General features: G+C 61.3%; 19 protein-coding genes and 1 riboswitch. Of the genes, 16 read left to right on the top strand and 3 right to left on the bottom strand.

The window, feature by feature from the left end; genetic code table 11:
- Positions 1–209: 209 nt before the first annotated feature.
- The 6 genes from ileS (at position 210) to ABGM93_RS10575 (ending at position 8,323) form a co-directional block, all read left to right on the top strand.
- Complete coding sequence (gene ileS / locus ABGM93_RS10550) at positions 210–3,197, top strand: isoleucine--tRNA ligase (protein WP_321499215.1); 2,988 nt, start codon at positions 210–212, stop codon at positions 3,195–3,197.
- A gap of 20 nt (positions 3,198–3,217) precedes the next feature.
- The gene (gene lspA / locus ABGM93_RS10555; RefSeq protein ID WP_321499219.1) at positions 3,218–3,712 is read left to right on the top strand and encodes a signal peptidase II; all 495 of its coding nucleotides are present in this window, start codon (positions 3,218–3,220) and stop codon (positions 3,710–3,712) included.
- Positions 3,713–3,801: 89 nt separating this feature from the next.
- On the top strand, positions 3,802–4,515 hold the full coding sequence (locus tag ABGM93_RS10560; protein ID WP_321499221.1) for a hypothetical protein: 714 nt from the start codon (positions 3,802–3,804) through the stop codon (positions 4,513–4,515).
- Positions 4,516–4,781: 266 nt separating this feature from the next.
- Positions 4,782–6,251, top strand: coding sequence for a pitrilysin family protein (locus ABGM93_RS10565; protein WP_321499223.1), 1,470 nt, complete (start codon positions 4,782–4,784; stop codon positions 6,249–6,251).
- Entirely contained in the window at positions 6,251–7,642 is a 1,392-nt protein-coding gene (locus tag ABGM93_RS10570) for a pitrilysin family protein (RefSeq protein ID WP_321499226.1), read from the top strand. The genes ABGM93_RS10565 and ABGM93_RS10570 overlap by 1 nt, the downstream gene beginning before the upstream one ends.
- Positions 7,643–8,155: 513 nt before the next feature.
- Positions 8,156–8,323: a hypothetical protein gene (locus ABGM93_RS10575; protein ID WP_319772846.1), complete on the top strand. Its 168-nt coding sequence runs from the start codon at positions 8,156–8,158 to the stop codon at positions 8,321–8,323.
- A 284-nt stretch (positions 8,324–8,607) separates the two neighbouring features.
- Here ABGM93_RS10575 and ABGM93_RS10580 read toward each other — a convergent pair whose 3' ends face one another.
- On the bottom strand, positions 8,608–9,948 hold the full coding sequence (locus tag ABGM93_RS10580) for an EAL domain-containing protein (RefSeq protein WP_321499228.1): 1,341 nt from the start codon (positions 9,946–9,948) through the stop codon (positions 8,608–8,610).
- A 491-nt stretch (positions 9,949–10,439) separates the two neighbouring features.
- On the opposite strand from ABGM93_RS10580, the gene ABGM93_RS10585 reads away from it, so the two are divergent.
- The 3 genes from ABGM93_RS10585 to ABGM93_RS10595 all read left to right on the top strand — a co-directional run bounded on the left by ABGM93_RS10585 (position 10,440) and on the right by ABGM93_RS10595 (position 13,388).
- Positions 10,440–10,646, top strand: coding sequence for a cation transporter (locus ABGM93_RS10585; RefSeq protein WP_321499230.1), 207 nt, complete (start codon positions 10,440–10,442; stop codon positions 10,644–10,646).
- A gap of 208 nt (positions 10,647–10,854) precedes the next feature.
- Complete coding sequence (locus ABGM93_RS10590; protein ID WP_321499232.1) at positions 10,855–12,633, top strand: hypothetical protein; 1,779 nt, start codon at positions 10,855–10,857, stop codon at positions 12,631–12,633.
- A 197-nt stretch (positions 12,634–12,830) separates the two neighbouring features.
- Positions 12,831–13,388 carry a hypothetical protein gene (locus tag ABGM93_RS10595; RefSeq protein ID WP_321499234.1) on the top strand — a complete coding sequence of 186 codons (558 nt, stop codon included), beginning with the start codon at positions 12,831–12,833 and terminating at the stop codon, positions 13,386–13,388.
- Positions 13,389–13,521: 133 nt separating this feature from the next.
- Here ABGM93_RS10595 and ABGM93_RS10600 read toward each other — a convergent pair whose 3' ends face one another.
- Positions 13,522–15,093 carry a TadE/TadG family type IV pilus assembly protein gene (locus ABGM93_RS10600; RefSeq protein ID WP_321499236.1) on the bottom strand — a complete coding sequence of 524 codons (1,572 nt, stop codon included), beginning with the start codon at positions 15,091–15,093 and terminating at the stop codon, positions 13,522–13,524.
- A 598-nt stretch (positions 15,094–15,691) separates the two neighbouring features.
- Between ABGM93_RS10600 and groES the strand changes: the two genes are divergently transcribed.
- From groES to ABGM93_RS10625, 5 genes are all read left to right on the top strand, one after another.
- Positions 15,692–15,979 (top strand): co-chaperone GroES, encoded by a 288-nt coding sequence (gene groES, locus ABGM93_RS10605; RefSeq protein WP_319772840.1) that lies wholly within the window; start codon positions 15,692–15,694, stop codon positions 15,977–15,979.
- A 58-nt stretch (positions 15,980–16,037) separates the two neighbouring features.
- On the top strand, positions 16,038–17,675 hold the full coding sequence (groL, locus tag ABGM93_RS10610) for a chaperonin GroEL (protein WP_321499238.1): 1,638 nt from the start codon (positions 16,038–16,040) through the stop codon (positions 17,673–17,675).
- A gap of 212 nt (positions 17,676–17,887) precedes the next feature.
- Positions 17,888–18,094 carry a SlyX family protein gene (locus tag ABGM93_RS10615; protein WP_321499240.1) on the top strand — a complete coding sequence of 69 codons (207 nt, stop codon included), beginning with the start codon at positions 17,888–17,890 and terminating at the stop codon, positions 18,092–18,094.
- 55 nt (positions 18,095–18,149) lie between these two features.
- A complete protein-coding gene (locus ABGM93_RS10620; protein ID WP_321499241.1) occupies positions 18,150–18,710 on the top strand; it encodes an XRE family transcriptional regulator in 561 nt (186 codons plus the stop codon).
- A gap of 14 nt (positions 18,711–18,724) precedes the next feature.
- The gene (locus ABGM93_RS10625; protein WP_321499242.1) at positions 18,725–19,258 is read left to right on the top strand and encodes a GNAT family N-acetyltransferase; all 534 of its coding nucleotides are present in this window, start codon (positions 18,725–18,727) and stop codon (positions 19,256–19,258) included.
- 28 nt (positions 19,259–19,286) lie between these two features.
- On the opposite strand, the gene ABGM93_RS10630 is transcribed toward ABGM93_RS10625, so the two are convergent.
- On the bottom strand, positions 19,287–19,694 hold the full coding sequence (locus tag ABGM93_RS10630) for an acyl-CoA thioesterase (protein WP_319772835.1): 408 nt from the start codon (positions 19,692–19,694) through the stop codon (positions 19,287–19,289).
- Between the two features lie 193 nt (positions 19,695–19,887).
- Here ABGM93_RS10630 and ABGM93_RS10635 point away from each other — a divergent pair, with 193 nt between their 5' ends.
- The gene (locus ABGM93_RS10635; RefSeq protein WP_321499244.1) at positions 19,888–20,220 is read left to right on the top strand and encodes a TfoX/Sxy family protein; all 333 of its coding nucleotides are present in this window, start codon (positions 19,888–19,890) and stop codon (positions 20,218–20,220) included.
- Between the two features lie 53 nt (positions 20,221–20,273).
- A riboswitch (SAM-I-IV-variant riboswitch) is annotated at positions 20,274–20,411 on the top strand.
- Between the two features lie 36 nt (positions 20,412–20,447).
- A complete protein-coding gene (locus tag ABGM93_RS10640) occupies positions 20,448–20,780 on the top strand; it encodes a hypothetical protein (RefSeq protein ID WP_321499246.1) in 333 nt (110 codons plus the stop codon).
- The last annotated feature ends 86 nt before the right edge of the window (positions 20,781–20,866 follow it).

A 20,866-nucleotide genomic window follows, 5' to 3' on the forward strand; every position in this document is an offset into this window, starting at 1 on the left:
TGCGCCACGCACTGCCGCAGAACATACGAATTACCGGCCCGGCCTTCGGCTGAAGCGACTGTAGCGCTCAGCCCAGGGACCGGGACGAAGAGCCTGCACGATTTGCCGGCCGCTCCACCTTATCTTACGCGTTCGCGCCGACGCGGGTCCCCTTTGCGGTTCAACTTCACCGCCTTCCCGCGTTCCGGCTCAACCAGCAGATCCGATCAATGACCGAAACACGCGACTATTCGAAAACCCTCTTCCTGCCCCAGACCGACTATCCCATGCGCGCCGGGCTCCCCAAGAAGGAGCCTGAAATCCTGGCGCGCTGGAAGGCTCTCGACCTTTACAAGCGCTTGCGCGAGGACTCGCAAGGCAAGAAGAAGTTCGTGTTGCACGACGGCCCTCCCTATGCCAATGGCAACGTCCACATCGGCACCGCGCTGAACAAGACGCTGAAGGACATCATCACCCGCTCGATGCAGATGACGGGGTGGGATTCCAATTACGTGCCCGGCTGGGACTGCCACGGCCTGCCCATTGAATGGAAGGTCGAGGAAGAGAACTACCGCTCCAAGGGCAAGCAGAAGCCCGACCTAACCGACCCGGACGCGATGGTCGCCTTCCGCCAGGAATGCCGCGCCTATGCGGAGCACTGGATCGGTGTGCAGCGCGAGGAATTCAAGCGCCTCGGCATCGAGGGGGACTGGGACAATCCCTACCTGACGATGCGCTACGAATCCGAAGCCATCATCGCTTCCGAACTGATGAAGTTCGCACGCACCGGCCAGCTCTATCGCGGGTCCAAGCCGATCATGTGGTCGGTGGTGGAGAAAACCGCGCTGGCGGAAGCCGAGATCGAATATTACGACTACGAGTCGGACACGATCTGGGTGAAGTTCCCGGTGACGGAGGTCGGCGGCACCGACGAAGCGGCGGCCGAGGAACTGCTCGACGCTTCGATCGTCATCTGGACGACAACGCCCTGGACAATGCCCGGCAACCGCGCGGTCTGCTTTTCCTCGCACATCTCTTACGGCCTTTATGAGGTGAGCGCGGCGGAGAACGATTTCGGCCCGCAACCGGGCGAGAAGCTCGTCTTCGCCGACAGCCTGGCGGAAGAATGCGCGGCCAAGGCCAAGGTGACCTTCAAACGCCTGCGCGACGTCACAGCCGACGAGCTTGGTGCTCTTACCCTCGCTCATCCGCTCGCCGATCTCGGCTACGATTTCGACGTTCCGCTTCTCGACGGCGACCACGTCACTGACGATGCGGGCACGGGTTTCGTGCACACCGCACCCAGCCACGGTGCGGATGACTTCGAGATCTGGATGGCGAAGCGCGCAGAGATCGAGGCGCGCGGCATCTCCTCGGAAATCCCCTTCACGGTGGACGACGCCGGCTATTACACCGAACACGCGCCGGGCTTCGGCCCGGATGCGGAAGGCGGTGCGGCTCAGGTCATCACCGCCAAGGGTGCCAAGGGCGATGCCAACAAGCGCGTCATCGCGGCGCTGATTGCGGCCGACAATCTGTTCGCACGCGGCCGTCTCAAGCACCAGTATCCCCATTCCTGGCGCTCCAAGAAGCCGATCATCTTCCGCAACACGCCGCAGTGGTTTGTCTACATGGACAAGGAGCTTTCCGACGGCTCCACCTTGCGCGCGCGCGCATTGAAGGCCATCGACGGGACCCGTTTCGTGCCCGCATCTGGCCAGAACCGTCTGCGCTCGATGATCGAGCACCGGCCGGACTGGGTGCTGTCGCGCCAGCGCGCCTGGGGCGTGCCGATCACCGTCTTCCGTCATGAGGACGGGCGACTGGCGCCGGGGCCCGATTTTGACAAGTCCGACGAACTGGTCGCGCGCATCTCCGACGCCTTCAAGGCGGAAGGTGCGGATGCCTGGTACAAGGAAGGAGCAAGCGAGCGCTTCCTTGGCGGTCTGGTCGACGACATGGACGGCTGGACCCAGGTCACCGACATTCTCGACGTGTGGTTCGATTCAGGCTCCACCCACGCCTTCTGCCTGGAAAAGCGCCCCGACCTCTCGCCGAAACGTACGGTCGATGGCGGCGAGGACTATGTCCTTTATCTGGAAGGGTCCGACCAGCATCGCGGCTGGTTCCATTCCTCGCTTCTGGAAAGCTGCGGAACGCGGGGCCGGGCTCCTTATGACGCCGTCGTCACCCATGGCTTCACCATGGCGGAAGACGGGCGCAAGATGTCGAAGTCGCTCGGCAACCAGACCTTCCCGCAGGACGTCATCAAGCAATATGGCGCCGATATCCTGCGTCTGTGGGTGGCGGCTGGCGACTACACCGACGACCAGCGCATTGGTGCGGAAATCCTCAAGACCAATGCGGACGCCTATCGCAAGATGCGCAACACGATCCGCTGGATGCTGGGCTCGCTTGCCCATGCCAAGGGCGAGGATGTCGCCTATGCGGACATGCCCGAGCTGGAGCGGCTGATGCTGCACCGGCTCGCCGAACTCGACGGCGTGGTGCGCGCGGCCTATGACGCCTTCGACTTCAAGCGCGTCTTCTCGCAGGTCTTCAACTTCCTGACGGTGGATCTGTCGGCCTTCTATTTCGACATCCGCAAGGATGCGCTCTACTGCGATCCGATCTCCTCCACCCGGCGCAAGGCTGCGCTTTCGGTGATCGAGAAGCTGTTCGATGCTGTGGTCACATGGCTCGCGCCCATCCTGCCCTTCACCATGGAAGAAAGCTGGTGGTCGCGCCACGGCGAGGAAGCCGGTTCGGTGCATCTCAGGCAGTTCCCGACCTTCCCCGGCGAATGGCGCGATGACGTGCTGGCGGATCGCTGGGCGAAGATCCGCGCGGTGCGCCGCGTGGTCACCGGCGCGCTGGAACTTGAGCGGGCGGAAAAGCGCATCGGGTCGTCGCTCGAGGCTCATCCGACCGTCTATATCGAGGATGCGGAGCTGCTTGCCTCTGTGGAAGGCCGCGACATGGAGGATATTTGCATCACCAGCCAGCTCACCATCGTTGCCGGAGAGGCACCGGAAGGCGCCTTCACGCTCGATGACGTCGCTGGCGTTGGCGTCGTGCCGGGTCTTGCGGAAGGCACCAAATGCGCGCGCTCCTGGAAGGTACTTCCGGAAGTGGGCACGGATGCCGACTATCCCGACCTGACGCTTCGCGACGCGCAAGCCATGCGCGAACTCGACGCGCTGGGCGCAACGGCCTGAGGCGGGAGCTGTTGGGCAAGATGACCCTTTGGGGCCGGCATAGCGGCGCGGTCGCGCTGATCGCGCTTGTCGGCCTCATTCTCGATCAGGCCAGCAAGCTCTGGTTTCTGTACGGATTCGACCTGGGCGCGAACGGTCCAGTGACCGTTGCGCCCTTTCTCGATTTCGTGCTGGTTTGGAACCGTGGCATTTCCTATGGCCTGTTCCAGCAGCACAGCGAGATCGGGCGCTGGCTTCTGGCGGGTTTCACGGTGGTGGCGGCCGTATTCATCTGGGTATGGGCAGCTGGAACCACGCGCAAGATAACGCTTCTCGCGTTGTCGCTGCTGCTTGCCGGGGCCATCGGCAACGGCATCGACCGGCTGGTCTTCGGCGCTGTCGTCGATTTCGTCCATTTTCACGTCGGGTCGTTTTCATGGTACGTCTTCAATCTTGCAGACGTATGGATCGTTGCAGGCGCTGTCGGCCTTCTGTATGACTGGCTGACCGATCGCGGCCCGAACGCCGCAAAATAGGCGTTATTACCCGCTAACCGCTCAGACGATATGAGGATTTGCGACCCCTCCTGTCGACAAGCCAAGCAGGAAACCTGAGGACAACCGTCGTGCCGAGTTCCCGACCGCGTTCGATCGCCCACATCGCCGTACTCGCGAGCCTGGGCTTTGCCCTTGCCGGCTGCGTCTCGTCTGAGGGCATGTACGGCTCCGATGGCGATGCCCCGGATACGGCCCTTGTGAAGGGCATCATGAAGACGCTGGGCGCTGTCGATCCAGACGAAAAGCCCATTGCCTACGAGCCGCGCGCACCGCTGGCCATGCCTGGTGACCATGCGGATCTGCCCGCGCCGGAGACCGCTTCGGCCACGCCGGAAAACTGGCCGCGCGATCGCGATGCGGAACTTGCCGATATCCGGCGTGAAGCCGACCGCCGTGCCGCGGATGGCAAGGAGCGGCTGGAAAAGGCCAATCCGCGCCTCGGCATCGAAGAGGTCAAACAGGGTACGGTCATCGGAGAGGCTCCGGCCTCTTCCGGTCCCAACTACGACAAGAACGATGCCAACTGGGAAAATTCCCATAACCGTCTGACGCTTGATCAGATGAAGGGACAGAATTCGATCGCCCGCCCGAAAGCGGAAGCGAGCCTGTTCGATGCCCAGGGCAACCCGCGTCGCCGTTATCTCGTGGAACCGCCGGTGGAGTATTCGACGCCCGCCGCAACCGCGGCCATGCCGGACATCAAGGCGATCGAGACGGAAGCCGACAAGCCCATGGTGGACACGATCGACGGTTACGACGCCCGGCGCGACAAGCCGCGCTGATTCTGTCGGCAAGCTGCGCAGTTTCACTTGAACCGCGCAGACAAAGAGGTTTTCAAGGCGGGCCCAATGGCCCGCCTTTTTTATGTGTTTCCAGACAATTGGAGACGCCCGGATGCTTGTTCCCGATGCTGTTCCATGGGCCGCGGGCGTAACAACGCGCACCCCAGGGCGGGTATCCTTACCGATAATTCATTCGCCTCGTTGCCCGCAAAGCGCCTATATCCTTGGCCAAAGTTCGCTAGCGACAAGCGAAGGAGCTTCAGTCCGTGACTTTCATAAAAAGCCGTTTGATACGGGCAGGATACACATCCGCTCTGGCCCTGGCGCTTTGCGCCGGCACCGCCCTGACCAGTCGGGCGGAGACCGCCCCGCCTGCCCCAAAACCCGCAAAGACAACCGCCGAACAGCCGACGAAGGCGACCGCTGACGCATTCGAAAACGTGCGGATCGGAGCCAATGTGTCGAGTTTCATGCTCGATAACGGGCTTGAGGTCGTCGTGATCCCCGATCACCGGGCGCCTGTTGCCACGCAGATGATCTGGTACAAGGTCGGATCCGCCGACGAGGCGCCAGGCAAGTCCGGTATCGCCCATTTTCTCGAACACCTGATGTTCAAGGGCACCAAGACCCACCCTGAAGGCGAGTTCTCTGCCGTGGTCGCGGAGCTGGGTGGCTCGGAAAACGCCTTCACCTCTTCCGACTACACCGCCTATTTCCAGCGGATCGCCAAGGAGCATCTGAAGACGGTCATGTCCTTTGAGGCGGACCGGATGGAAAACCTCGTGCTCAGCGATGATGTTGTTGCGCCGGAGCGCAAGGTTATTCTGGAAGAGCGCGCCATGCGCGTGGACAACGATCCCGGCTCCCGCCTGAGCGAAACGATGAACGCGGTGCTTTATGCCAATAACAGCGGCTACAGCATTCCCATCATCGGCTGGGAAAAGGAGATGGAAGGCCTGACGACCGAGGACGCCATCGCCTTCTATGACAAATACTACACGCCCAACAATGCAGTGCTGGTGATCGCGGGCGATGTGAGCGCGGATGAAGTGAAGGCGCTGGCCGAAGAGACCTATGGCAAGGTCGCGCGCCGCGCGGAGCCAAGCCCCCGCACCCGCGATCCGGAACCCCCGCTCGCCGGACGCCGCTTCGTCGAGCTATCGGACGAGCGCGTCAAGCAGCCCAGTGTGCGCGATGCTTGGATAGTTCCCAGCTACACCACCGCAAAGCCGGGTGAGGCGGAAGCGCTCGATGTCCTGGCCGACATTCTGGGGGGCGGCGCGACCAGCCGTCTCTACCGCCAGCTCGTCGTCACCGACAAGATCGCAACGAGCGCGGGCAGCTATTACAGCAGCGCCCAGCTCGGCCCCACAGAGTTCACCGTCTACGGTGTGCCGCGCGACGGCGTAAGCCTCGACGACCTGCGTGAGGCCAGCCAGAAGGTGATCGCCGAGATCGCGGAAAACGGCATCACTGATGAGGAACTGACGCGCGCCAAGCGCAAGGTTCTCGCCGATGCGATCTATGCCCAGGACAGCCAGTCCACGCTGGCCCGCATCTTCGGGCGCACACTGACCACCGGCGGCGACATTGCGGATGTCCAGGAATGGCCCGCCCGCATCTCGAAGGTCACGGCCGACGACGTTCAGAAGGCCGCGCAGACCTATCTCGACGCGAACCGCTCCGTGACCGCCTATCTCACGGGCAAGCCAGCCGAAGACGGGAACAAGTCCTGATGACCCATCATCGCTCTTCAAACAGGCGCGCCGCCGCGCGGGCGGTCGCCGTCTCCGCCGCTTCGCGTGAGAATGCGCGCCGTTTCACACTCGCGACGCTTGCGACGTTTCTCGTGCTCTTGGCCTTTGCCTTTCTGGTCCGGCCGGTTCACGCCACCGAAATCCAGCGTGTCGTCAGTCCCGGCGGTATCGAGGCATGGCTCGTGGAAGACCACACCATCCCGCTGATCTCGGTCAATTTCGGCTTTACCGGGGGGGCGGCGCAGGATCCCGAAGGCAAGGAAGGCCTCGCCAACCTGATGTCGACGCTGCTCGACGAGGGCGCCGGCGATCTCGATTCGCAAGCCTTCCAGACACGGCTGGAGGATCTGAATGTCGAACTGGGCTTTTCAGCCGGGCGCGACAGCTTTTCCGGTCAAATGAAAACGCTCACCGCAAACCGCGATGACGCTTTCGATATGCTGCGTCTGGCGATCACGGCCCCCCATTTCGACAAGGAGGCCATCGACCGCATGCGGACCCGGTTGATCGCAGGCATCCGCAATGACAGCCGTGATCCCAATTCGGTGGCGAGCATCACCTGGTCGGCCCTCGCCTTTTCCGACCACCCGTACGGGCGGCGCACAGACGGCACCGAGGAGACCCTGCTTTCCATCACCCATGATGATCTGGCGACTGCCCATGCCCATATACTGGCGCGTGACAACCTGAAGATCGCGGTCGTCGGCGCCATCGATGCCGAAACACTGGCCGGGCTTCTCGACACGACCTTCGGTGGGCTTCCGGAAAAAGCAGAACTTGCCGACATTCCTGATGTCAGCCCGCGCACCGGACTGACAGAGAATATCGACATGGACGTTCCCCAGACGGTGATCCGGCTGGGCCTGCCGGGCATCAAGCGGGACGATCCCGATTTCATGCCCGCCTATATCATGAACCACATTCTCGGCGGCGGGTCCTTCTCCTCCCGGCTCTATCTTGAAGTGCGCGAGAAGCGCGGGCTTGCCTATTCGGTCTGGTCCTATCTCCTGCCGCTCGACCACACCGGAATGCTGCTTGCGGGCACCGCGACGCGTTCGGAAACCGCCGGTCAGACGCTGAAGATCATGGAAGACGAGATCGCGCGCATGGCCAAGGACGGACCAACGCAGGAAGAACTGGACAAGGCGAAGAGCTATCTCACCGGCTCCTATGCCCTGCGCTTCGACACCTCCGGCAAGATCGCCAGCCAACTCGTCGGCATCCAGATGGAAAATCTGGGGATCGACTACATCAACAAGCGCAACGATCTGATCGCAGCGGTCACGCTGGATGACGTCAAACGCGTCGCACGCGAGCTTCTTGCCAGCGACAAGGCGACCATCGTGACTGTCGGACGCGCCGGATCCTGATCCGCATTTCCCGGTCGGGAACAGAAGACTCACGCAAAAAGTCTCAAGACGCCCCGAAACGGGCAAGGCGGAAAACTCCCGCCTTGCCCGTTTTTTTTGATGCGCATACGCACTCCTCCCGACGCGACGGAAAGTCCACCTCCGCCCCGCTCCAGGCCCCCAAAACACGCGGCTAAAGGGCCGGTCCGCTTGGCCGTACAAGCCAAAACAGGCCCGGCAATCAGGAGTCAGATCCGACTTTTTCTAACACCAATTGAAACTCAACCCTTTGTTTAGGATGAAGCAATCGTTAGGTCGGACGTCGGACCCGCGCGGGAGAGGCATTGTTCAGGTCAATCCTCAAGGCCCAAATTGTCGCAGCGGAACCGCAGAAATCCGCCAGTTCCACCATTTTTGCGGGTCTGCCATGCAAAGCCCTGAAACCCCATTTTCGCCACATTTACAACACATTTCGGCCATGATTGAGGATCATCCCCCTGCCTCGTTTTTCACGACCCGAAAAGGTAGAACGTCATGAACCAAGGTGTTGCATTGGGGATCGGGCTCGGCGCGGGTGCCGCGTTCGGCGCCTCCGTCGACAGCCTCATGGAGGCCCTCTTCATCGCTCTTTCCGTTGGCGCCGGCGCCTGCGGGCTGTTCAGCTCCGTCAAGGCCACGACCGACGACGAGGAAGCTTCCTGAGCCACGGCTCCACGGAGCGCACGACCCGGGCCCGCACCAGCAGCCCGCGAGATCGTCCCCGTGACCTGCCCGAGACGGGCACACGTAAACTGGACACGTGAATAGACTTCCCACCTGATCAGCGCCCCATCCTTCGGCACGCCCCAAGAGGCGTTTCGCAGGATGAGCCGCTCACCAGGCCCAAAGATCCAGAACAGATTTCGATAAAATGACCGGGCTGCAGGGCGCCCCTGCTTTCAGGCTCTCCACGGAGCCGCAAACGCCGTATGACCTTGTAAAGGGCCTCACACGGCCGCGCGGCGACGATCCGTGGTTGCCGGGACAGGGCCGCCCTGAAGAACGTCTGCGCGCACCGGGCGCGGCGGGGAGAACAGGAAGCCCTGCCCGAACCCGATCCCGAACTCCAGGATCTCCAGAACCTGGGCCTCGGTCTCGATATGATCGGCCACCAGCTCGATTCCGTAGCGCACCAGAAGGTCCGCGAAGTCGTGCGGATGGATGTCACCAGCCACCGCAGGCGCACGCCCCAGAAGCCGATCTGCCTCGATCTTGGCATGGACGAAGCCACGACGGCTGAGGCTGCGGAAATCCGCCCCCATGTCGGTGATCTGATCGATGGAGAAGCGGAAGCCCAGATCGGCCAGAGCCGACAGGGTTTCAAATTCCAGCGGGCCCATCGCTTCCACGCCTGCCTGCGTGAACTCCAGAATGATCAATTCGGCAAGCTGCCGGTTCTTGTCCATGTAGTCCATGAAGCCGGGAAAGAACTTCTCGTCGGCCAGTGTCATGGGCGAGATGTTGCAGAAGAGGCCCATGGTCTTGTTGCGCGAGGCCAAACGGCGCAGCACCTGCACCGAGCGCAGCAACATCACGTTATCGACCGTCGGCATCACGCCGAGGCTTTCGGCAATCGGCACCGTATGGATCGGCAGCAACACCTCGTCATCGTCGGTGCGAAGCCGGGTCAGCGCCTCGTAATAGCGCACCTGGCGCTGTGGCAACGTGACAATCGGCTGTAGATAGAGATCGATACGACTGGCTTCCACGGCACGCTTGACGGCATCGCGCAGCGCCGGATCCTCGCTGCCAGAGCCCGCCCCCCACAGGGCCGCGCCCGGATCGCGCCAGCCTTCTGCGGTGTTGTAGGCTTGTCGTCCATAGGATGACGACGCGTGACCATTGGCCAGCGCCATGGGTGGCGGGGCAAGGCCCGGCTGGGGGGGCACATAGCCGCCACCGGCGCGCGCATTCATGAGCGCCGGCATCTCGGTGACACGCGTTTCCAGATCGGCCACCGCCTCGGCCATCTGCTTGACCAGCGTACCCAGCACCTCCACCTCGACGAAGACCGGTTCGATCTCGTCACGCGCGCGGGCCGGGAAACCGTTCTCCACCGCGCTCAGCCGGTTTTCGAGGTTCTGAACTTCCTGGTTGATCTGCACCACGCCGCGGCTGACCATGTCGACCTGACGTTGTGTGCTGTTTCGGTCGCGGGTGCGCGCGACCTGCATGTTGACCAGATAGAGCGCAACCAGAATCGCCGTGCCGACGATGGTCGCATCGCCCAGCCCCGTGCCGAACAGGAAATACAGGATCGCGCTCGCCGAGCCGGCGATCACAACCATGCAAACCCCAATGAAAAGCGCCGATAGCCAGGCCATGTCCGCGTCAACCGCCGTCGCAGCTCGAATCAATACCAATTTCGGACAATTCTGCCCGAAAGCGACACCTTAGCCCAAGGACACAACGCCGTCGGCAGCGGAAAAACGTAAATTCGCGTTAAGTATCGCCGTTACTCCACCTTTTCGCGCCATGGAATGCGGGGGAAAACCCGATATCGGCCCCCAATCATCTGTTTCCACAAGCAATATGGCGCCGCATTTTGGCCCTTGACCTTCTCGTGGCTGGAAGGATGAACATGCCTTCGACACCAGATACCGAACCGCATGTCCGGTTGCCCGCGCTCTCTTCGCGCCTTGACGGCCAACCTCCCCCGCCATTTCATCGTAATCAAGACGGCGGAGAAAATGATCCGGCAGTACAGCTCTTCTTACCGGAAAAGAGCCGGGGCAGATTTCGGACCTTACAAAACAAGACTGAAATGACGGAGACGAAAATGATTGTTCTTACCGTGGAAGGCATGTCCTGCGAACACTGCAAGAAGGCTGTCGCCAACGCCGTGTCGGAGATCGATCCCAAGGCCGAATTCAATATCGACCTCGCCAGCGGCAAGGTGGAGGTGACCTCTGGCGAGACCGCGGACAAGTTCGCAACTGCGATCGAAGAGGCGGGTTACGATATCGTCGGAACGGCAACCGCCTGAACGGATCCGGCGGGCAAAGCCGCCTTATCGGAGCGATTGAGGAGCGGGATCCCTGCTCCCGTAAGAGGCGTTTTCCCGCATCGGTCTAAAGCGCGATTTTCCGTAACGGAATTTCTGTCCTATCCTGCTGCCCACAAGAGCCGTCCGCCGCGTCTTCCAGCGCGGCAGGGGCCTCATGCACCGAACAGGTGCCCGTGTGGAGGAAACAGTGAGCGCCAGGAGCGACAGCCAGGGCGACCCGACAGATGGCTGCGGGCATGAGGCCGTGCGCGAGGAACTCGGCCGCGTACTCGCAAGTCCTGGCTTTGCCGCCTCACCGCAATTGCGCGCGTTCCTGAGCTATGTCGTCGAGCACCGCCTTCAGGGGATCGGCGCGCGCATCAAAGGTTACACCATCGCGGTGGAAGCCCTGGGACGGGATCCGTCCTTCGATCCAACCGCCGACCCCATCGTACGGGTGGAGGCCGCGCGACTGCGTCGCCTGCTGGACGACTATTACGTTTCGGACGGCGCTGCCAACCCCATCCGCATCGATCTGCCAAAGGGGGGGTATGTCCCCCGCTTCGCGCATCGTGGCACGGTCCAAACGGCCCCCGCCTCCCCTTCATCGCAGGACGCCACCAGGGAACGTGGTGACCGCACACGCTGGGCCCGGCGCCGACTGGCCTACGGGTTGGGTGCGGTTCTGTCTGTCTTCGCGATTACACTCTATTTCTTTGCCTCGCAGCCCGATCCTCAGCCCACGTCGCCACTTCTATCGACAGACATCGACGAGAGCGGCGTTACAGACCCCGCAATTGCGGGCTTCAAGGGCCACTTGCCCGTGATCCACGTGGCGACGATTTCGCAGGACGCAGCGACCCACTTGCCGCCGGGCTATTCGGGGGCTGCCTTGCGTGACAAACTCACAGGTGCCCTTTCACGCTTCGACGAAATAGAAACCGGGCGGACACCAGAGGAGGCCGACTACAGGCTTGAAGGCCAGATCGCTGCCGACGGCAAACGGTTGCTGCTGAATTTTCGCCTCGTCTATCAGGCGAATAACGAGGTGGTGTGGTCATCCCTGTTTGAAACCTCGGTGGCGGACGAAAGCCCGGATCTGGTTCAGGAGAGGGTCGCGCGCAACGCCGCAACGGCCATTGCCCAACCCTATGGTGTGGTGTTCAACCACGTGGCGTCGCAGGCGCCCTTGCAAGCGCGGTCAGAAGAAGGCGGTCAGACGGAGAATGCACAGGGACTGGCCTGCGTCCTGCGCACCTTCAGCGCCCAGAGGCGGTTTTCTCCCGACACCAATGCGCGCAGCCGCGCCTGCCTTGCAAGCCTTGCCGCGCACGCGCAGGCGCCCGCTGCGGTTCACGCGCTTCTTCCCCTGGCCTATATCGACAACGTGCGGTCCGGCGCAGATCCGGCGCGTCGTGCCGAAGACCTTCAGACCGCACTGAAGCTGGCCGAGCGTGCCGTGGCATTATCGCCAAAAAGCGCGCGTGCGTATCAGGCACTGGAATCCGTGCTGATCTATCTGGGGCGCAATGAGGAGGCGCTGGATGCCGGACGCAGGGCCTTGAGCCTCAATCCCGATGATCCCGACATTCTTGCCGCCCATGGCAGCGCCCTTGTGATGAGTGGTGAGGCAGAAGGAGGATTGGAACTGCTCGTTCGCGCGGCGCGCCTCAGCCCGGACCATCCGGACTGGTACGCCACAATGACGGTCTTTGCTGCCCTTGCCGCACGAAAATCCGATCTTGCCGAAGCAGAGGCAAAAACGCTTGCCCGCTCGACCCGACCGACAAGCTATCTCGCGCGGCTTCTCGTCGCGCACGAACGTGGCGACCGGCCAGCGGCCCGCGCACTTCTCGGCGACTTGCGCGCCGCAAATCCCATATTTCTGAGCGACCCACAGGCTGCATTGCACTCTGCCGTCCCGTCGCCCCTGTTGCGCACACGCCTGCTGGAGGCGGTTTCGCAAGCAGATGGCATTTCCCGTTGAGACGATAGTGGCGCTGACTTGCAGGCATTGTTCTCACCATCATGGGCTGTCTGCCCGTTCCCTTCATTCCGGCTGCGAAACGCCCCTTGTCAGAGGGGCGCTTCTCGTCGAGCGGGTTGCGTGTTGAGGATTTGTCCTGAGCGGTCTATAGCGGTGCCACTCCATGCTGATGACTTTTTGACGGGGACGGTACCATCATGAGGAATTCGATCGCTTTGCGCCGTAAGGCAACGGCAACCGCATTCATGGCGACCGTTCTGGCCGGGGCGGTGGTGATGCCGGTTCGCGCACAGGAACTGCCCGACAACCTGGTGCAAGCGCGCGCGGCCCTCGCGACCGCATGGTCCCAGGCCCCGCTTTCTTTCACCACCACAACCTTCACCACCGGCCCTGCGCGCGGCTTTGGTGACTACGCGCCAAGAGCCGACGCGGTGTTTGCCCCCGGTGAAGCGATCAATGTCTATGCCGAGCCGATCGCATTCGGATATGGCGACAGGGATGGACTGGTGAGCGTGGCGCTGGTGGTCGGTTTTGAACTGCGCAACACCAGCGGCCAGATCCTCGCGAGCAACAGCGATTTCGCTCGACTGACCGCCGAGACCCGCAATCCGGTGCGCGAATTTCCCGCCTCGCTCAGCTACCGCTTTGATGGCCTGAATGTCGGCGACTATGTGCTGGTGACCCATTTCCAAGACGCCAACTCCGACAAGTCCGCGTCCTTCTCCCTGCCCTTCTCGGTAAAAGCCGCGCAGTAACACGCCTTTTTCGAACCTCCGACCGAAACAGCAACGCCTGCCCTTTTCGCAAAAGGCAGGCGTTGCCGGTTGTCGCGTTGGTCCGCCCGAATCCGCAGGGTCTCGACGAAACCGCCGACCCGCGGCATTCGTGTTACCGCGACACCCTCAGCCGAGTGATTTCCTTTGCGATCTGTGAGAACGCGATGGTCAACTCGCTGTTGGATTCGGACTTGTAGGCCATGGACGCCTTCGTGGCGCAATCCTTCAGCATATCAATGGTGTTCTGATCGGAGACCTGGAAAGCGATGGTGTAGATCTCCACGTCACCAAGTTCCTTGGCATTGGCGCAGGCTTCGGCCGTGCGCGCGTTCATGGTCGAGTGCACGACCGAGGAGCTGGAGGTTGTGCCGGCTCGCCCCTCGCGCACATAACCATAGGCATTGTACTTGGAGGTGTTCGGGTTGCGATCATACCACTCGTAAGTGTTGGCGCCGTCGGTCATCAGGATCATGATGCGGCGATGACCGGGATAGGCGGGATCGCCCGTCGGTCGACCGCCCGCGAACGGCTCCTGGGGAGACAATGCGCGCCAGCCCCAGACCACCCCCTGATGAATATTGGTGTAGCCATCGGCCACCATCGCGTTGACCGCGTTTTCCAAAGTGGAGCGGCTGGTGGTCAGCGGCGTGACCGCTTGCGTCTTGCAACCATAGTTCGGCCCTTTGGAGACGCCATTGTCCCACGTGCTCAAAGAAGCATTGTTGTACTTGCACACACGCTTCTGTTTCAGATTGTGGCCGGTCTCTCCGATGTCGCTGATGCTGGTGGAACAGCTGCCGCCATCGTCATCGATCCAGTTGTTGGAATAGCGGTAGGAGTGCCAGTTGCCCCACGAATAGTAGCCCCCCTCATCCGGCTCGTCGGGCGCAAATTGCGGCACAAAGAGCGATTGCGGATCCGCATCGCTGGCCGGGCTGTCGTTGACATCATAGGGGTAAGGACGCGCTTCCACGCAGCCCTGCCAGGACACGCCACTGATCTGGTCGAACAGAGACAGCCGGGAAACGGAGCTCGTGTCCATGTTGTTGGCGTTGAGCGGGGACAGTCCGTTCACATCGAGCCAGTTTGCACTAGCATTGTCAGCGCCCACATTCACGAAGGCCGTGAACGGCACGATGCCAATCTTCACGCGATCCGCCATGGTGCCAGCGGAGTTGGCGTCCAGAAGCGTTGCTGCCAGATCCTTGGCGGAGACTTTCAGGGTTTCGATCTTCGAGCCCCCCATGGAGCCGGAATTGTCCAGCACCATGACGACATCGAAGCTCGCCTCCCCCACACGCGTCTCCGACACGATGTCAAACGTGAACTGATCGATCCCGATCATGGGCGCGAAGGATGTCGGGACGGAAACAGAAGCGGTGAGCTCAACGGTGCCCTCCCCGTCGGAGACGGCCTGGAACCGCGTCACTGCGGCCTCCTGCGCGGTGAAATTGGCATCGAAGGCTACACGGGCGCGGTGGGAAATGGCGTCCGCCGACAGGCCGAATGTCTTCGTATTCGCTGCGAGCGCTGCGGCATCCAGAGCAATCTGGGCGCGCTGCTTCGCCGATACGGCCTCCGCCAGGTCCACACCTGCACCAACGGCAAAAACGACAGGGACGGCAGTAAGACCAAACAACATGGCGACATTGCCACGCCGGTCTCCCAGAAATTTGCGAAACATTTCGTATCCCTCGCAGGAATTGACGATCGATTTTCATATCGAACGCCAGGTGCCGACCTAATTCCTCTCTCACCCCAAGAGCACCACAATAGTTATTTTAGAGTTTTTACTTTTTTCTTTTCGCCGTACGTTTATTTTATTATCTTTTCTTCGTGTTTTTATTTAATTTTTACGCAATTTTTGCCAGATATTTATTTTTGAAGAGATTTCCTTGATTAGTCAGACAACGCACCCCATTTCAGACCATTGGTAATTACTTCATTCCCTGGTGAATAACCCCAGACAATCCGCCTCATGCGGGGAATACGAATGCAAAATGCGAAAGCTCCCGCCGAGCGCCTTTCAGCGCGCCGTCGTCAAGATTCTTTTAACCAAGGGGAACACTCGAACTTGCGGTCGCCACGGCTGCAAAAAATCCATGGCTCAACTCATTGACACGCGCCATAGCGCACCATACATGGAGATCGCTGTTAGCACTCCCTCCGAGGGAGTGCTAACAGATGCAGGAACAAGCCTGCATCCCATTCAGTCTTTAAGGCATCACTGTGGAGCCGCTGCTCAATCCGGAGGGCGCTCCTAAAGAGGAAAGAGCCAGAGAATGACTTTTCGTCCCTTGCATGATCGCGTCGTCGTTCGTCGCGTTGAATCCGTAGAAAAAACGGCCGGTGGCATCATCATCCCCGACACCGCCAAGGAAAAGCCCCAGGAAGGCGAAGTCGTCTCCGTCGGTCCGGGCCTGCGTGATGATTCCGGCAAGGCGATCGCTCTCGACGTCAAGGCCGGCGACCGCGTGTTGTTCGGCAAGTGGTCCGGCACCGAAGTCAAGATCGACGGTGAAGACCTGCTGATCATGAAGGAAACCGACATCATGGGCGTGATCGCCTGATCGGCGCAGCCTTCGATATCGACATCCAGTTTCAATCCAATTTGTGAGACAAGACACGATGAGTGCCAAAGACGTCAAGTTTTCCGCCGACGCGCGCGACCGCATGCTGCGCGGCGTCGACATCCTCGCCAATGCCGTCAAGGTGACGCTCGGCCCGAAGGGTCGCAACGTTGTCATCGACAAGGCCTTCGGCGCGCCCCGCATCACCAAGGACGGCGTCACCGTTGCCAAGGAAATCGAGCTTGAGGACAAGTTCGAGAACATGGGCGCGCAGATGGTGCGCGAAGTCGCTTCCAAGACCAACGATCTGGCTGGCGACGGCACCACCACCGCGACCGTTCTGGCCCAGGCCATCGTCAAGGAAGGCGCCAAGTCGGTTGCTGCCGGCATGAACCCGATGGACCTGAAGCGCGGCGTCGATCTGGCCGTGGCCGAGGTCGTCAAGGACCTGACCGCACGCTCCAAGAAGATCAACAACTCCGCGGAAGTCGCGCAGGTCGGCACCATCTCTGCCAATGGCGAGAAGGAAATCGGCGACATGATCGCCGAGGCCATGCAGAAGGTCGGCAACGAGGGTGTCATCACCGTCGAGGAAGCCAAGACCGCCGAGACCGAGCTTGAGGTCGTCGAGGGCATGCAGTTCGATCGCGGCTACCTGTCGCCGTACTTCGTGACCAACGCCGAGAAGATGATGGCTGACCTTGAGAAGCCGTACATCCTCCTGCACGAGAAGAAGCTCTCCAACCTGCAGGCCATGCTGCCGATCCTTGAGTCGGTCGTGCAGTCCTCGCGTCCGCTGCTGATCATTGCCGAAGACGTGGAAGGCGAAGCCCTCGCCACGCTCGTCGTCAACAAGCTGCGTGGCGGCCTGAAGATCGCCGCCGTCAAGGCACCGGGCTTCGGCGACCGCCGCAAGGCCATGCTGGAGGACATCGCGATCCTCACCGGCGGCACGGTCATCTCCGAAGACCTCGGCATCAAGCTTGAGAGCGTCACGCTCGACATGCTCGGCACCGCCGAGAAGGTCACGATCACCAAGGAAGCCACCACCATCGTTGATGGCGCCGGCTCCAAGGAAGACATCGAAGGCCGCGTCTCCCAGATCAAGGCTCAGATCGAAGAGACCACCTCCGACTACGACCGCGAGAAGCTCCAGGAGCGCCTGGCCAAGCTCGCTGGCGGCGTTGCCGTCCTGCGCGTTGGCGGTTCGACCGAGATCGAGGTCAAGGAGCGCAAGGATCGCGTCGATGACGCCCTGAACGCTACCCGCGCCGCGGTCGAGGAAGGCATCGTGACCGGTGGTGGCACCGCGCTCCTGCGCGCGAAGGCCGCTGTCGAGAAGCTTTCTTCCGACAACGCGGACATTATGGCCGGCATCAAGATCGTGCTGCGCGCGCTTGAGGCCCCGATCCGCCAGATCGCCGAAAACGCCGGCGTGGAAGGCTCGATCGTGGTTGCCAAGGTGCTCGAGTCCGACGACTCCATGGGCTTCAACGCCCAGACGGAAGAGTACGTCAACATGATCGAGACCGGCATCATCGACCCGACCAAGGTCGTTCGCACGGCGATCCAGGACGCGGCTTCCGTCGCTGGCCTGCTGATCACCACCGAGGCGATGGTTGCCGAGCTGCCCAAGAAGGAAGCCGCCGCAATGCCGGGTGGCGACATGGGCGGCATGGGCGGCATGGGCTTCTAAGAAGCCGACGCTCTGTCGAATACGGAAAGGGCGGTCCTCTGGGCCGCCCTTTTTGATTCCGCCCACGGCCTTGGGCGACACGAAAGCGACGTCATCCCGAGGCGGCTCGAAAGGGGCGTCGTGACGGATGAAGCCCAACAGAGCGCGCCCCTTCCCAGACCAGCCACAACAAACTACATCTCGCACCTAATCTTGGAGCGAAGGAGCCATTCATGTCCGCCGACCTTGAATCCCGCATCGCCGATCTGGAAACGCACATCGCGCATCAGGAAAAGCGTATCGAGGATCTCGATACCGTCGTCACCCGACAGGCAGCTGACATCGAGCATCTGCAACGCCATATCAAGGCGCTGGCCGGCCTCGTCGCGGAACTGGAAGAAGCCACGGAAGTACCGATCACCAAGCCGCCGCACTACTGAGCTCGCTTGAAGGATCTTCTTGCCAATCTCTCATATATGAGATAATTTCTCATATATGGACTTTTGCTCAGATCTCGACGACCGAATCGCATCTCGCCTGAAGGCCCTGCGCCAGGAACGCGGCTGGTCGCTGGATGAACTCGCCCAACGCTCCGGCGTATCGCGAGCGACGCTTTCGCGTCTCGAAAAAGGGGAGGTCGGCTCCACCACCGCGATCCTGGGACGGCTGTGCAGCGCGTATGGCATGACATTGTCCCGGTTGATGCTGATGGCGGAAGACACGTTCCAGCCGCTCGTGCCCCATGAAAAACAACCAATCTGGCAAGACGCGGAAAGCGGCTTTCTCCGCCGCTCCCTTTCTCCGCCGTCTCAGGCGCTTGCCGGAGAAGTGCTGGAATGTCGGCTGGAACCAGGAACCGACATTTTCTATGAAGCGCCCCCGCGCCCGGGGCTGGAGCACCATCTGGTGCTTCTGGAGGGGGCCTTGCAGCTGGAGCTCGACGGCGCATCGCACGACCTGAGACCCGGCGACTGTCTACGATATCGGCTTTTCGGCTCAAGCAGCTTCCACACGCCGCCTGAAAGCGCCGCCCGCTACCTGCTGTTCATGGTGTAAGAGACATAGACCAGATGCTGAAATCAGACCTGACGATCACGACCCTTTCCGGCGACGCTTTTGCAAGTCACCTTCCGGCCTTCGCCGAGTTGCTGACCTCTTGCGTAAGGGCCGGCGCGAGCGTCAATTTCGTGATGCCTTTTGAGCCTTGCGAGGCAGAAACCTACTGGCGAGAGAAAATCCTGCCGGGCGTTTGTTCCGGCAAACGGGTGCTGCTCGCCGCATGGCTTGGCGACCAGCTTGCCGGAACGGTCAATCTCGATATTGACATGCCGCCCAACCAGATCCATCGGGCAGAGGTGAGCAAACTGCTCGTCCATCCGCAGTTCCGCCGTCGCGGAATAGCCCGCGCCTTGATGCAGGCTCTTGAGGCGGAAGCAAACGGAGCAGGCCGAACATTGGTGACGCTGGACACGCAGACCGGCGGTGCCGCGGAGCCGCTTTACGGCTCGCTCGGCTATGTCACCGTGGGCATGATTCCGGAGTTCTGCCGCGATGCTTGCGAAGACCGGCTCGGCAGCACGACCATCATGTACAAGCGGCTTTGACCATCAATCCGGCGCGCGCACCCTGCCCTTACCCGGCAATCGGGCACGGCTTGCCGTTTGCATCCACCGCCACATAAGTGAACTGGGCCTGGATCACCTTCTCGCGCTCCTGCTTGAGCGCGCGCAAGGCCCAGGCCTCCACATGCACATTGATGGAGCTGCGACCGGTCTTCGTAACTTCAGTGTAAACGCAAAGCACATCGCCGACCTTGACCGGACGAATGAAGTGCATGGCATCCACTGCCACTGTCACGACACGGCCCTTCGCGGTCTGGTTGGCGGCCAGCCCTCCTGCGATGTCCATCTGCGACATGACCCAGCCGCCAAAGATATCGCCTGCAGGATTGGTATCGGCCGGCATGGCGAGTGTGCGCGTCGTCAGATCCCCGCGCGGCTCTTCCACCTTGTCCATTGCCACCTTTTCATCAACCGCCATTCCCGCTTTCTCCTGTCGTGAGAGCCTCTGCCGGTCGGCACATCCAACCAACAATCAAGAACGTCCCTTTAGCCGCCTCTTGCCGGGCGAAGCAACCGACAACTATGCAATGCTGGCCTGCTTGCGGTTATGGGGCCGAATGCCGATAGTTGCCACTCATCCCTGTTCCGTCGAAAGGTGGGAGCCAATCTCGATGGCCGTTTCTTCGCAGTTTCGCGATTATGTGCTCGACCAGCTTGCCCAACTGGGGCCGCTCGACACCAAACACCTGTTCGGCGGATTGTCTGTGCGCTGCGCCGGACAGCATTTCGGCGCGATCCTGAACGGCGTTTTCTATCTCGTGGCCGATGTGCAACTGCGCGCGGAATTGGAAGAGCTGGGCGGCACACCGTTTTCCTATGCACGCGCGGAGCGGACGATCGAAGTCGGTCGCTTCATTTCTGTGCCTGAAGATGTTCTTGAAGATATTGACACATTTCTGCCATTAGCGCGGCGTTCTCTGCAAATCGCCGAACGCGACGGCTAAACCCTCGGTAAAATTCGGCACCTTGATTTCGCAGGAGGCACATGTCAAAACGCTTCCAACATCAAGAGAAGGGCTGGCGCCCTCGCCAACCTGCCAACCGCGGCAAGGTGGTCCCCTGAGATGATGATCTTGAAACCAGGTCGAAACCTCAGGGATGTGGCCCGCAAAACCGGGCAACACAGCGGTATTCGCCAGTTCTCCTCGGCATTTTGCTGAAGGAGCATGACATGTCTGCCAATCCCTCCACATTTCGCGCACACCAAGGCGCCGCTTCTGCGGTGGCCGTCCCGCTTTGCGTTTCCGCAGACGCCTCTGATCACGTTGCAGGGCTCGTTTTCGATCTGATGCTGGCCTCTGCCGCGCAGGAAACGCGCTGCCGTCCAGTTGCTGTGGTACTGCTGACCGACGAGGAACGCGAGACGCGACGGGCCGTGCTTGTGGAGCTGTGGCGCTCCTGTTCTTCGCGCATCATCGATGAAGGTCTGGTGAGCGATCTTCTGGCCCGCCGCGGCAACAGCTTTCTTGCGCTTGCCGGGGCTATGAGCGGGATCGGGATCTGAGCCACGGGCCGAACAAGCCGGAAGCCCCCCCCTGCGGGCGACTGCTTTCCGCAATGGTTTCCTTGCTCCCTCCCGTTTTCCGGTGA

Origin of the sequence: Breoghania sp. (assembly GCF_963674635.1) — a bacterium.
In the GTDB taxonomy this organism is placed as follows: domain Bacteria; phylum Pseudomonadota; class Alphaproteobacteria; order Rhizobiales; family Stappiaceae; genus Breoghania.